This is a genomic window from Halorubrum sp. ARQ200 (assembly GCF_005435115.1).
Classification (GTDB): Archaea; Halobacteriota; Halobacteria; order Halobacteriales; family Haloferacaceae; genus Halorubrum; species Halorubrum tropicale.
Genome location: NZ_SGTZ01000002.1, coordinates 87,716 through 99,177, shown reverse-complemented (window position 1 = coordinate 99,177; position 11,462 = coordinate 87,716). Strand labels below are relative to the sequence as shown.

Annotated in this window: 12 protein-coding genes and 1 pseudogene; 7 read left to right on the top strand and 6 right to left on the bottom strand. The window is 72.4% G+C overall.

Annotated features, from left to right (window positions below; genetic code table 11):
- Nucleotides 1-7: 7 nt before the first annotated feature.
- The 3 genes from EXE50_RS03755 to EXE50_RS03745 all read right to left on the bottom strand — a co-directional run bounded on the left by EXE50_RS03755 (nt 8) and on the right by EXE50_RS03745 (nt 3,224).
- Nucleotides 8-709: a helix-turn-helix domain-containing protein gene (locus tag EXE50_RS03755; protein ID WP_137704401.1), complete on the bottom strand. Its 702-nt coding sequence runs from the start codon at nt 707-709 to the stop codon at nt 8-10.
- A gap of 108 nt (nt 710-817) precedes the next feature.
- Entirely contained in the window at nt 818-2,416 is a 1,599-nt protein-coding gene (locus EXE50_RS03750; RefSeq protein ID WP_121600658.1) for an AMP-binding protein, read from the bottom strand.
- Between the two features lies 1 nt (nt 2,417).
- Nucleotides 2,418-3,224: an alpha/beta fold hydrolase gene (locus EXE50_RS03745; protein ID WP_241982622.1), complete on the bottom strand. Its 807-nt coding sequence runs from the start codon at nt 3,222-3,224 to the stop codon at nt 2,418-2,420.
- 159 nt (nt 3,225-3,383) lie between these two features.
- Between EXE50_RS03745 and EXE50_RS17625 the strand changes: the two are divergent.
- The 3 genes and pseudogenes from EXE50_RS17625 to EXE50_RS03730 form a co-directional block, all read left to right on the top strand.
- Nucleotides 3,384-3,497, top strand: a pseudogene (locus EXE50_RS17625) (phosphoribosylamine-glycine ligase); the annotation flags it as partial.
- 135 nt (nt 3,498-3,632) lie between these two features.
- The gene (locus tag EXE50_RS03735; RefSeq protein ID WP_053772654.1) at nt 3,633-4,187 is read left to right on the top strand and encodes a transcriptional regulator; all 555 of its coding nucleotides are present in this window, start codon (nt 3,633-3,635) and stop codon (nt 4,185-4,187) included.
- A gap of 64 nt (nt 4,188-4,251) precedes the next feature.
- A complete protein-coding gene (locus tag EXE50_RS03730) occupies nt 4,252-5,454 on the top strand; it encodes an HD domain-containing protein (protein ID WP_053772653.1) in 1,203 nt (400 codons plus the stop codon).
- Between the two features lie 52 nt (nt 5,455-5,506).
- On the opposite strand, the gene EXE50_RS03725 is transcribed toward EXE50_RS03730, so the two are convergent.
- Nucleotides 5,507-5,911 carry a universal stress protein gene (locus EXE50_RS03725; RefSeq protein WP_137704400.1) on the bottom strand — a complete coding sequence of 135 codons (405 nt, stop codon included), beginning with the start codon at nt 5,909-5,911 and terminating at the stop codon, nt 5,507-5,509.
- A gap of 131 nt (nt 5,912-6,042) precedes the next feature.
- On the opposite strand from EXE50_RS03725, the gene EXE50_RS03720 reads away from it, so the two are divergent.
- The 4 genes from EXE50_RS03720 to EXE50_RS03700 all read left to right on the top strand — a co-directional run bounded on the left by EXE50_RS03720 (nt 6,043) and on the right by EXE50_RS03700 (nt 9,849).
- Nucleotides 6,043-7,305, top strand: a complete 1,263-nt coding sequence (locus EXE50_RS03720; protein ID WP_053772651.1) for an HD domain-containing protein — start codon at nt 6,043-6,045, stop codon at nt 7,303-7,305.
- Nucleotides 7,306-7,480: 175 nt separating this feature from the next.
- Entirely contained in the window at nt 7,481-8,545 is a 1,065-nt protein-coding gene (locus EXE50_RS03710) for an amidohydrolase family protein (RefSeq protein WP_053772650.1), read from the top strand.
- A gap of 116 nt (nt 8,546-8,661) precedes the next feature.
- Nucleotides 8,662-9,117 (top strand): hypothetical protein, encoded by a 456-nt coding sequence (locus EXE50_RS03705; protein ID WP_053772649.1) that lies wholly within the window; start codon nt 8,662-8,664, stop codon nt 9,115-9,117.
- A gap of 90 nt (nt 9,118-9,207) precedes the next feature.
- On the top strand, nt 9,208-9,849 hold the full coding sequence (locus tag EXE50_RS03700; RefSeq protein ID WP_053772648.1) for a thymidine kinase: 642 nt from the start codon (nt 9,208-9,210) through the stop codon (nt 9,847-9,849).
- A gap of 42 nt (nt 9,850-9,891) precedes the next feature.
- Here the strand turns inward: EXE50_RS03700 and EXE50_RS03695 are convergent, their stop codons facing one another.
- On the bottom strand, nt 9,892-11,073 hold the full coding sequence (locus EXE50_RS03695) for a PAS domain S-box protein (protein ID WP_053772647.1): 1,182 nt from the start codon (nt 11,071-11,073) through the stop codon (nt 9,892-9,894).
- 71 nt (nt 11,074-11,144) lie between these two features.
- Nucleotides 11,145-11,426, bottom strand: coding sequence for a hypothetical protein (locus EXE50_RS03690; RefSeq protein ID WP_053772646.1), 282 nt, complete (start codon nt 11,424-11,426; stop codon nt 11,145-11,147).
- Between the last annotated feature and the right edge of the window lie 36 nt (nt 11,427-11,462).

Genomic DNA, 11,462 nt, shown 5'->3' with positions numbered 1-11,462 from the left:
ACGGTCGCTACTCCAGTCGGTCGAGCGCGGCGACGACGCTGCGGAGCAGCTTCTTCTCGCCGCGGCGCATGTTCTTCGAGACGGCCGCGGTCGAGACGTCGAACTCGTCGGCGAGCGTCGACAGCGTCGCCTCGCGGGGCGACTCGAAGTAGCCGGCGTCGGCGGCCGACTCGATGGTCTCGCGCTCGACGTCGGTCAGGTCCCGACACGCCTCCAGCATCGTCGAGGCCGCGTTCGCGTTCCGCATCGTGTCGAACAGCGCCTCCATCGAGAGCTCCGTGCGGTCCTCCACGACGAACTCGTTGCCCTTCTCCAAGTCGTGGAGCGCCGCCTCGGTCGTCGCCTCGTCGTCGAAGCCGACCTGCCACTGCTCGGAGCCGTCCTCGATGAGGAACGGGCCGGTGATGTAGCCGCCGTGGTCCGTTATCGTCGACATCGCGTTCGTCTCCTCGATGACGGTCCGGATGATCGCGGTTCCGTCCTCCTTCGAGAACAGGCGGTACTCGGCCATGTTCTCGTGGTCGCGGAGCGCCGAGAGCCCCTCGCCGAGCTCGTAGCGGTCCGGCGACTCGACGAGCAGCCGCGTCTCCAACTGCTCCGCCGCCGTGTCCAACTGCCAGTGCATGGCCGAGAAGGAGACGTCGTGGTCGGCGGAGGTGTCGATGAACGGGCAGTCGAACTGCTCCATATCCATCGTGACGTCGAGCATGCCCCGTCCTTATTCCCCGCGTATATAATGGTTGTTCCTGTGAGTTGCGCGGCGATCGGAGGTGTCTCCGTCCGATAGCTGCGCGCCGACCCGATCTCTCTGCCTCGCCTACTCGCCGAACCGCTCTTTCAGCGCCGCGCGGTCGATCTTCGACGGCCCCGATGTCGGCATCTCGTCGACGAAGGCCAGCTCCTTCGGCACCGCGTACCGGGCGACGCGCGAGGCGAGGTGCGACTCCACGTCGCCGAGCGTGAGCGACTCGTCGCCGACGAGAATCGCCTTCCCGACCGTCCCCCACCGCTCGCTCGGGACGCCGATCACGACCGCCTCCTCGATCCCCGGGTGGTCGGTGAGCGCGTCCTCAACGCGGGGCGGATAGACGTTCTCGCCGCCGGAGACGAACATGTTCTTCTTGCGCCCCTCGATGTGGTAGTAGCCGTCCTCGTCGACGCGCGCGAGGTCGCCGGTCGACACCCAGTCGCCGAACGTCTCGGCCGTCTCCGCGGGCTCGTTCCAGTAGCGGTCGGCCGCGGCCGGACCGGCCAGTTCGAGTTCCCCGACCGTCCCGTCGGGGACGGGTCCGTCCTCGTCGACGACGCGCGCGTCGACCGCGAGCGCCGGCACGCCCACGCTGGCGGTCTTCTCCTGCGGGAACCCGTCTGGCATCGCGAAGTTGTTCGGCCCGCACTCGGTGAGCCCGTACCCCTGCGATATCTCGACGCCGCGGTCGCGCCACGCCGCGATGACGCTCTCCCGACAGGGGCCGCCGCCGCTCTTCACGAAGCGGAGCGAGGAGAGGTCGGTGTCTCCGAACTCGTCGTGGCGGGCCATCATCCGCAACACGGCCGGCACCGCGACCAGCGTCGTCGCCGACTCGCGCTCCACGTCCCGCAGCACGCGCCCGGGGTCGACCTCCGGACTCAGCAGGATCCGCCCGCCCATCTGGAAGAAGGGGACCGTGAGCACGTTCCAGCCGCCGGTGTGGAACATCGGGAACACCATCGGCGTAACGTCGTCCTCGCGGAGCCCCCACGCCGTGATCGTGTTGAACGCGTTCCAGCGCATCGCGCCGTGGCTGATCACCGTCTCCTTCGGCGTCCCGGTCGAGCCGCCGGTGTGTAAGAAGAGGTGGGGATCCGCGAGTGAGACGTCGGCAGTCTCGACGGGAGAGCCGTCGACGGGCAGGTCCCGCGTGTACGACCGCCACGCGTCGTCGCCGTCGGTCGGTATCGAGCGGACGGTCGGCTCGACGTCGGCGCGCTCCAAGGCGTCGATGACGTCGCCCTCGAACGGCGTCTCCACGAGGAGGAGTTCGGGGTCGACCGTCCCCAACACCGCCGAGAGGTCGCGCTCCGCGAGCCGGTGCGAGAGCGGCGCGAGGACGGCGCCGGTCTTGCCAGTCGCGAAGAACAGGTCGACCAGCTCGACGCGGTTCCGCGAGACGACGGCGACGCGGTCGCCCGCCTCGACGCCGACCCCGCGGAGGAACCGCGCGGTGCGGTTGGCGCGCTCGTCCAGCTCGGCGTACGTGTACTCGGCGTTCGCGGCCGTGTCGGTGACGGCGACGCGGTCCGGCGAGAGCCGCGCGCGCCGCGCCGACAGCGAGCCGACCCACTCGTACGCCCGGTCGCCGTGCGGGTGCGGTCGCGGGTCGGCGCCGGTCCCCTCCGCGCGGTCCTCGCCCCGCGGGTCGTCTCCGGTCGCCATCTCAGGCGACCTCACCGAGGAACGACCGGACTCGCTCGTTGACGCGCTCGCGCTCCTCGACGAAGAAGAGGTGCGGCCCGCCCTCGAACCGCTCGACCTCGGCGTGCGGGAGCAGCTCCGCCAGGAGGTCGGCGTTCTCGACCGGGAGGACCCGGTCCGCGGTCCCGTGGAGGACGAGCGTCGGCACGGACAGGTCGCCGAGCCGGTCGCTCGCGTCGAACGCCGCCACCGCGGCCGCCTGCGCCTCCCGGCCCGTCGGCGTCGCGTCGCCCGCGAGCCGCCAGTCGACGATCCGGTCGACGAGCTCGGGCTCGCGATCGTAGAATCCGTCCGAGACGGCCGGCTCCATCAGGTAGCGAATCCGCTCGCGGGGGTCGGCGTCCTCGGCCACCGAGAAGATGTGCTCTTGGACCGCCGGCGGCGTCGGCGTCGCCTCGTCGCCGCCGGGCGACGTGCACAGCAGCGTCAGCGACGCGACCCGGTCGTCGGCGAGCGCCAGCTCCTGCGCGATCATCCCGCCCATCGACGCGCCGCAGACGTGGGCCGCGTCGACGCCGCGGTCGTCGAGGACCGCGGCCGCGTCGGCCGCCATCTCGGCGACCGTGTACGGTCCCTCGGGCACGTCGGAGTCCCCGGTGCCGCGGTTGTCCGGACGGAGCACCTCGTAGTCGTCCGCCAACGCCTCGGCGAGCCACCGCCACATCCACCGGCCGTACCCGAGGCCTTCCAACAGCAGCACGGTCGGTCCGTCTGGGTCCCCGTCGACGGCGTAGTCGATCGCCACGCTGTCCCGTGTCACGCTTGGCATAGCAGGAACCACCACGCGGTCCCCCATCAATCCGGGCGTTAACGTTTCAACCACCCCCGCCGAAGCGGGCGGTTCCCGCCGGCTCGCCGCCGCCTCGGGACTCCCGAACGCTCGCGGGCACACACTCAATTCGGTCGGGGACGACCGCCCCGCACGGGTACCGCCAACTTCCTCTTCGTCTCGGCCGACGCGGCGCTCATAACCGACCTGCCCCGGCAGGTTCACCCCGAGGGCCACGGCGTGAAGTACTACGTCGAAACCGAGAGCGACCGCCTCCAGGCGTGGGGGTACCTCGGGTCGTGAGCCTCGAACGGCGCCGGACTCGCTGGCGCCGATCGCCGGTCCGACGGCCCGGCGGCGGCCCTCGCCCTCCACGACTTTTTAACGGTCCGGACCACTACACCGGGTATGCCGAAGTATTCGACGGGCGGCGGCGGCGGCGGCGACGACGGCGACGCGTGCGAGCTCTGCGGCCGCGAGACCGCGGACCTCCGGAAGGCGACTGTCGCCGGCGCGAAGCTGCTCGTGTGTTCGAACTGCCGCCCCCACGACGACGCCGGGAACGCGCCCAGCGGCGGGTCGCGCGGCGGGAGCGCCGGCGGCAGCCCCGGGGGCGCCGGCGGCGGCTCCGGCTCGGGCGCGACCGAGAGCCGGAAGAAGGAGCTCGCCCGCAAGCAGGCGAAGATGTACGACTCCGCCGCCGGCGACTCGAAGCGCTGGGAGGAGGAGGGGACGAGCTACGAGTCCGACCGCCTCCCGTACCTCGTCTCCGGCTACGGCGACGTGGTCACCGAGGCGCGGCAGGACGCCGGGCTGACCGTCGAGGAGGTCGCCGCCGAGCTGGAGGTCGACGAGGACGACCTGCTCGCGGTCGAGGACGGGCGCGCCGCGACCGCCAACGTGGGCGGGTCGGTCGTGCGGGCGCTCGAAGAGCGGTTCGGGATCGACGTCGTCGACGAGTGACCCGCGCCGTCTCCCCCGGCGCCGGGTCGAGCTCGCGGACCGCGCGGGACGCGAGGCGACGGGCATGAAGGCCATCAAGGACAGCGTTCACGGCCACGTCAGGCTCGGCGACCTCGCGACCGACCTCGTGGACACGCCGGCGTTCCAGCGGCTGCGACACATCAAACAGCTGTCCACGGTCCGGCTCGTCTACCCCTCCGCGAACCACACGCGGTTCGAGCACAGCCTCGGCGTCTACCACCTCGCGCGCCGCGCGGTCGAGGGGTTCGACCTCGACGCCGACACCGCGGCGCACGTCCGCGCGGCGGCGCTGCTCCACGACGTGGGGCACGGGCCGTACGGCCACCAGACCGAGGGCATCATTCGGCGCGCGACCGGCCGCGACCACGACGACGTCGCGTGGCTGCTCACCGACGCGGACCGCGAGGTCTGCCGGGTCCTCGAACGGAACGGGCTCGACCCCGAGCGCGTCGCCGCGCTGATCGACGGCGAGGGCGCGCTCGGCCCCCTCGTTTCCGGGGAGCTCGACGTGGACCGGATGGACTACCTCGTGCGCGACGCCCACCACACAGGGGTCCCGTACGGCACCGTCGACACCGGGCGGCTCGTCACCGAGCTCCGGCTGATCGGCGGCGACGGCCCCGGCGAGTCCGCCGACCTCGTCTTGGCCGAGGGGAACGTTGCCACCGCCGAGAGCCTGCTCGTCGCGCGGTCGCTGATGAACGCCGTCGTCTACCGCCACCACGTCTCCCGGGTCGCCGGCGCGATGCTGGAGCGCGCCTGCGAGCGGTACCTCGACCGCACGGGTACCGAGTTGGGGGCGTTCCGCCGGATGGCGGACCACGACCTCCTCGTCGAGCTCCGCGACCGGGTGCCGGCGCTCGGCGAGCGCATCGAGCGCCGCGACCTCTACAAGCGCGCTGTCTGGGCGGGGATCGACGAGGTGCCCGCGGGGACGGTCGACGCCGGCCGCGCCGAGGAGCGGGCGGCCGAGCGCGAGATCGCCGACGCCGTCGGGATCGACCGCGACGCGGTGATAGTCGACATCCCCTCCCGGCCGGCCCTCAAGGAGTCCGGCTCCGCCGTCGTCGTCGACGGCGTCCCGCAGCGGCTGGAGGACGCCTCCGAACTCGTCGCCGGGCTCCGCGCCGCCGAGCGCCGCCGCTGGACGCTCGGCGTCTACTGCCCGGCCGAGCGCGTTGAGCCGGTCGCCGACGCGGCGCGGGACGTGCTCGGGCTCCGGGCCGCTGGACGGCCCTCCGCCTGACCGCCGGGCGTGCCACGGCCGGAACGCCCTCCCGACGGCGCCCGCCGCGGCCTCACTCCCCGTCCGGGCCCGGGACCGCCAACACCGGCCGGTCCGCGTTCAACACCAGCGCCTGCGTCGTGCTGCCGAAGACGGCCTTCCCGGCCGGGCTCCGCTTCCGGCCCGACACGCAGATGAGGTCGGCGTCGACGTCGTCCGCGGCCGCGAGGAGCTCCTCGCTCGGGTCGCCGCTGGCCTCGTAGTGGACGCAGTTGACGCCGGCGGCTTCGAGGGTCTCTCGGGCGCGTCGCACGGTCCCGAGCTGGTGGACCGAGGCGCCCTCCGGGTTGTCCTGGAAGACGTGACAGAGGTGTGCGGTCACATCGTCGGGGGCGCCCGGAAGCCCGACGATGGCCTCGGCCTGTGCGCGCGTCCGCTGCTCGTCGTCGAGTCCGACCGCGACTAACACGTCGTACATACGCGACGGTTCACGCGGTCGGGTAATAAATCGCGCCACGGATTCGCGGCCACCGAAACCGGGTCCGGCGAGGGCGCGACGGCGTCGCGGAGACTCACAGCCTTTTATCGGAGGCCGTCGAAGGCGAACGCATGATCACGGTCAAGGACACCGTCCACGACCACATCGAGATCGACGGTGTCGCCGCGGACCTCGTCGACACGCCCGCAGTCCAGCGGCTCCGGCACGTCAAACAGCTCGGGACGGTCCAGCTCGTCTACCCCTCCGCGAACCACACGCGGTTCGAGCACAGCCTCGGCGTCTACCACCTCGCGAGCCGCGCGCTCGACCACCTCGGGATCGAGGGGACCCGCGCCGACCGCATCGAGGCAGCGGCGATGCTCCACGACGTGGGGCACGGGCCGTTCAGCCACAACCTCGAATCGCTCACGCACCGCCGGACCGGGAAGTACCACGACGACGTCGACGAGCTGCTCGCGACCGGCGCGGTCGGCGACGTGCTGCGCGACCACGATCTCGACCCGGACCGGATCGCCGGGATCGTCGCCGGCGAGGGGCCGTACGCCGGGCTCGTCTCCGGGGAGCTCGACGTGGACCGGATGGACTACCTCGTGCGCGACGCCTACCACACCGGCGTCCCCTACGGCACCATCGACACCGAGCGGTTCGTCCGCGAGCTGACGTTCGTCGAGCGCGACGAGATCGCCGACGAGGGCGGGGCCGACCGCGACGGGCCGGAGCTCGTCTTAGACGAGGGGAACGTCCAGACCGCCGAGAGCCTGCTTTTGGCCCGGGCGCTGATGAACCCGGTCGTCTACACCCACCACGTCGCGCGCATCTCGAAGGCGATGCTGCGCCGCGCCGCGAGCGAGCTCCTCGACGCGACCGCGACGACGGCCGCCGAGCTCCGTCGGATGGACGACCACGACTTCCTCGCGGCGATCCGCGACTGCCGCGCGACCGCCGAGCTGTCGCGTCGGTACGACGAGCGCGACCTCTACAAGCTGGCGGTGTGGGCCGAGTACGACGACGTCCCCGACCGCGTCCACGAGGCGGACCACGCCGCGGAGACCGCCCTCGAACGCGAGATCGCCGCGGAGGCGGGCGTCGCCCGCGACCACGTGATCCTCGACGTGCCCCCGGAGCCGACGATGCGCGAGTCCACCGCGCGCGTCACCGTCAACGGGGAGATCCGACGCCTCGAACGCCAGTCGCCGCTCGTCTCCGCGCTCCGGACCGCGCAGCGCAACCAGTGGCGCCTCGGCGTGTACGCCCCCGAGCCGGCGACCGACCGCGTCGGTCGCGCGGCCGCTGATGTCCTCGCCCTCGACCCCGACGGGCTCGTGACCGAGGTGCGCGGCGCGATGCCGACGACGCTCGACGAGTTCGAGTGAGGGGTATCCGCCCGCCGGGCGACGTGTCGCCGTGACCGACGCGCACCGGGAAAACCGCCGGCCCCGGAACGAGTGGATCGACCCGTTTCAGGCGCTGCTGAACGCCGAGACCGACACCGACCCGCCCCTGAACCCGCACCCGTGACGTTTTATGCCCGGGCTGGCGACCCCCGGTATGCACTTGGAGGGAACGGCGCTGGTCGGGCCCCACTTCGAGCCGGTAGAGGGCCGAGTGGTCGTCGCCGACGGCGAGATCGTCCGGGTCGAGGAGGCGTCGGTCGAGAGCGACGCGGTGATCCTCCCGGCGTTCGTCAACGCCCACACCCACATCGGCGACTCGATCGCCAAGGAGGCGGGCGAGGGGCTCTCGCTCGACGAACTGGTCGCGCCGCCGGACGGGCTGAAACACCGGCTCCTCCGCGCGGCCGACCGCGGGGAGAAGGTCGCCGCGATGGCGCGCACCCTCCGGTACATGGAGTCGACCGGCACCGGCACGTTCCTGGAGTTCCGTGAAGGGGGCGTCGAGGGCGTGCGCGCCCTGCGGGACGCGCTCGCCGGCGAGGGGGTCTCGTTCGGCGGCCGCGCGATCGACGCCGTCGTCTTCGGCCGCGACGACCCCGACGTGCTCTCGGTCGCCGACGGGTACGGCGCCTCGGGCGCCCGCGACGCCGACTTCGACGCGGTCCGGGCGGCGGCGCGCGACGCCGGCAAGCCCTTCGGGATCCACGCCGGCGAGCGCGACGCCGCAGACGTCAACCCCGCGATGGACCTCGACCCCGACTTCCTCGTCCACATGGTCCACGCCGAGCCGATCCACCTCGAACGCCTCGCCGACCGCGGGACCCCGGTCGTCGTCTGCCCGCGCTCGAACCTCGTGACGAACGTCGGCGTGCCGCCGATCCGCGAGCTGGCGGAGCGCACCACCGTCGCGCTCGGCACCGACAACGTGATGACCGACTCGCCGTCGATGTTCCGCGAGATGGAGTTCGCGGCGAAGCTCGCCGACCTCCCCGCCCGCGAAGTGCTGCGGATGGCGACGGTCAACGGCGCCGAGATAGCCGGGCTGAACCGCGGCGTGGTCGAGCCCGGCGCCGACGCCGACCTCCTCGTTCTCGACGGCGACTCGGACAACCTCGCCGGCGCGCGCGACCTCGCCCGCGCCGTCGTCAGGCGCGCGGGACAGGCCGACGTCTCGCGGGTCGTGATCGGCGGCGAGACGGTCGTCCCGCGCGGGGACTGAGTCGCCCGCCCGAACGCCGTCCGCCCGCCGCTTTCCCCGCCTCCTTCCACCGCCGCTTTCCCCCGCCGCCTTCCCTCGCCGACGGAGTGAAACCGTTCCCGCCCGTGATCCATCCTATGACGACGCTCTCGCTGCTCGCCGGCCTCGCGCTCGGGCCGGTAGTCGGACTCGCCGCGACGCTCGCGATGGACCCGGTGATGGCGCGGCTGCCCGAGGGGACGACGGCGCCGAAGGTCGCCGCGGGCGTGCTCACCGACACGCCCGTCGACGACGCGCCCGAGCGCTTGGCGACGTGGGTCCACTACGTCGCCGGGGCCGGTTCGGGGCTGCTGTTCGTCGGCCTCGTCTCGGCGATTCAGGCGGCGCTCGGCCTCGGAGTCGGCGTCGCGCTCGCGGTCGCCGGCGTCGCGCAGTTCGCCCTCATGGTCGGCTTCTTCGCGCTCGTCCCGCTCCCCCGCGCCCCGGGGCTCCCGCGCCAGCGGCTCGGCCCGATCCGGCGCGACTGGGCCGCTTCCGCGGCGGCGTACGTCCTCGTCGCCGCCGTCGCCGTCGGCGTCGCGACCGCGGTCTGACGCCGCGTCGACGGCGGGCCAGCTCCGGCTCCGCGAGTAAAGCGCGCCCGGAGAGAAACGGTTTTGTCGCTGGCTCCGGCCCGATCCGGTATGCACGCCATCACTCGATCCGGCTGGATCGAGGTCATCTCCGGGTCGATGTTCTCGGGCAAGACCGAGGAGCTGCTCCGCCGGCTCCGGCGCTCCGAGATCGCCGGGCAGTCGGTCGCCGTCTACACGCCCGCGGTTGACGACCGCTACGGCGAGGCGACGATCGGCAGCCACACGGGCCGCCAGTGGGAGGCGACGGTCGTCGACAACGAGGGCGACGGCCCCCTCGACATCCTCGACGACGACCCGGCCGAGGTCGTCGCGATCGACGAGGCGAACTTCTTCTCGGACGCGCTCGTCGAGGTCTGTAACGCGCTCGCGGACCGCGGCAGCCGCGTGATCGTCTCCGGCACCGACCAGACGTTCCGCGGCGAGCCGTTCGACCCGGTTCCGCAGCTCATGGCGACCGCCGAGTACGTCGACAAGCTCCAGGCCATCTGCTCGGTCTGCGGCGAGCCCGCCTCCCGGAACCAGCGGCTCATCGAGGGCGAGCCCGCCCACGCCGACGACCCGACGATCCTCGTCGGCGCGGAGGAGTCCTACGAGGCGCGGTGTCGCGACTGCCACGTGCTGCTGACCGGCGACCGGCCCGAGGAGGAGCGGCCGTTCGAGAGCGCCGAGGCCGACTCCACGAACGACTGAGCCCGGCCCGGACGCTGGCGTCGACCGACGCCGCCCGCCGTCTCACTCCGGCCGTTTCGCCCGCCGGTAGGCCCAGAGGTGGCCGTCGCCGCCCGGCAGGTCGATCGGTCGGTACGTCCGGATCAGCGCCGTCCCGTCGGCGAGCGCCAGCCGCTCGTCGTTCACCGGGACCCCGGCGTCGACGACGCGCTCGATCCGCGCGACGAACTCCCCCGGGTCGGCGAACTCCCCGCTCAGGTCGGCGGCGAGCTCCCGGCAGTCGAGCCCGGTGGCGTCCTCCGGGTCGCCGTCGAGGCCGAACAGGTCGAAGAGCCGCTGATTCACGCGTATCACCCGCCTGTCGGCGTCCTCGACGAGCATCCCCACGGGGAGCGCGTCGAGGGCGGTCGACAGCACGGCGTTCGTCCGTTCGATCTCGCGTTTGCGCGCCGTCTCCTCGGTCACGTCCTCGAACTGGGAGAACACGCCTATCACCGCCCCGTCGGCGTCGGTCACCACCTGGTTGTGCCACGCGCAGCGGATCCGCTGGCCGTCGCCGCGAACGTTCTCGTTGACGCTCTGGTACCCGCCCTTGTCCGAGAGGAGGTCGCGTTCGAGCGCGGCGACGTGTCGGCGCTCGGACGCGGGGACGAACGGGAGCCACGTCCCGCCGAGGAGCTCCGACTCGTCGTAGCCGAGGATCTCCTCCGCGGCGGGGTTCGCCCGGACGATCCGGAAGTCGGCGTCGTACTCGATCGTCCCCAGCGGCGACTGGTCGATGAACCGCGAGAGCCGCTCTTCGCTCTCGGCGAGCGCGACCCGCGACCGGTGCTGGTCGACCGCGTTGCGGACCCGGTTGGCCAGCACCTCGTACTGGTCGTTCCCGCCGCGCTTCTGGATGTAGTCCGTCGCGCCGGCCGAGATGGCCTCGCTCGCTATCTCCTCGCTCCCCTTCCCGGTGAACAGCACGAAGGGGATCTCGATCCCGCGGTCTCGGACCCGCTGGAGGAGCTCCAGGCCGTCGGCCTGCGGCATGTCGTAGTCGGAGACGACGCAGTCGATCGCCTCGTGGTCGAGCGTCGCTAAGGCGTCGTCCACGTCGGTCTCGGAGGTCACCGCGAACGCCTCGTCGATCCGTTCGAGGTAGGTCGCGGTCAGGTCGAGGTAGGCCGGGTCGTCGTCGACGTGGAGCACGCGGAGGCTCGACGCGTCCGCCGACCGGGCGTCCGAAGCTGGCCTCGACATGACAACTCATACCGCGACCGGTCAAATATACGTTCGGGTAGCCCGACCCGCGCCGCCGGCGGGCTACCGGCTCACGCTTCGTCCGCGTCGCTGCCGTTCGCGTCACCGCCCGTCACGTCGTCGCCACCGTCCGCACCGTCGTCCTCCGCGGTCGCGAGGCGGAACAGCCCCACGAGCGCGCCGGCCGCCACCAGCGTTCCCTCGACCTTCGCGGCCGCGTACACCCACTCGCGCGGCTCCGCCTCGCCGGCGTTCCGGTAGAGCGCGCGCGTCCACAGCGCGACGGCGCGCCGCGGGGCGACGGCTTCGAGCAGTCCGCCGATTCCGGCCACCAACAGCAGTAGCGCTTTCATGCCGGTGCTTCGACGCCGGTCCTGAAAAGCGGACCG

Excerpts from the sequence above, each read along its gene's own strand:
- EXE50_RS03705 (WP_053772649.1), top strand. The coding sequence starts at position 8,662 with ATGACGACGCTCTCGCTGCTCGCCGGCCTCGCGCTCGGGCCGGTAGTC.
- EXE50_RS03755 (WP_137704401.1), bottom strand. The coding sequence starts at position 709 with ATGCTCGACGTCACGATGGATATGGAGCAGTTCGACTGCCCGTTCATC.
- EXE50_RS03710 (WP_053772650.1), top strand. The coding sequence starts at position 7,481 with ATGCACTTGGAGGGAACGGCGCTGGTCGGGCCCCACTTCGAGCCGGTA.
- EXE50_RS03700 (WP_053772648.1), top strand. The coding sequence starts at position 9,208 with ATGCACGCCATCACTCGATCCGGCTGGATCGAGGTCATCTCCGGGTCG.
- EXE50_RS03735 (WP_053772654.1), top strand. The coding sequence starts at position 3,633 with ATGCCGAAGTATTCGACGGGCGGCGGCGGCGGCGGCGACGACGGCGAC.
- EXE50_RS03720 (WP_053772651.1), top strand. The coding sequence starts at position 6,043 with ATGATCACGGTCAAGGACACCGTCCACGACCACATCGAGATCGACGGT.
- EXE50_RS03690 (WP_053772646.1), bottom strand. The coding sequence starts at position 11,426 with ATGAAAGCGCTACTGCTGTTGGTGGCCGGAATCGGCGGACTGCTCGAA.
- EXE50_RS03695 (WP_053772647.1), bottom strand. The coding sequence starts at position 11,073 with ATGTCGAGGCCAGCTTCGGACGCCCGGTCGGCGGACGCGTCGAGCCTC.
- EXE50_RS03750 (WP_121600658.1), bottom strand. The coding sequence starts at position 2,416 with ATGGCGACCGGAGACGACCCGCGGGGCGAGGACCGCGCGGAGGGGACC.
- EXE50_RS03730 (WP_053772653.1), top strand. The coding sequence starts at position 4,252 with ATGAAGGCCATCAAGGACAGCGTTCACGGCCACGTCAGGCTCGGCGAC.
- EXE50_RS03725 (WP_137704400.1), bottom strand. The coding sequence starts at position 5,911 with ATGTACGACGTGTTAGTCGCGGTCGGACTCGACGACGAGCAGCGGACG.
- EXE50_RS03745 (WP_241982622.1), bottom strand. The coding sequence starts at position 3,224 with ATGCCAAGCGTGACACGGGACAGCGTGGCGATCGACTACGCCGTCGAC.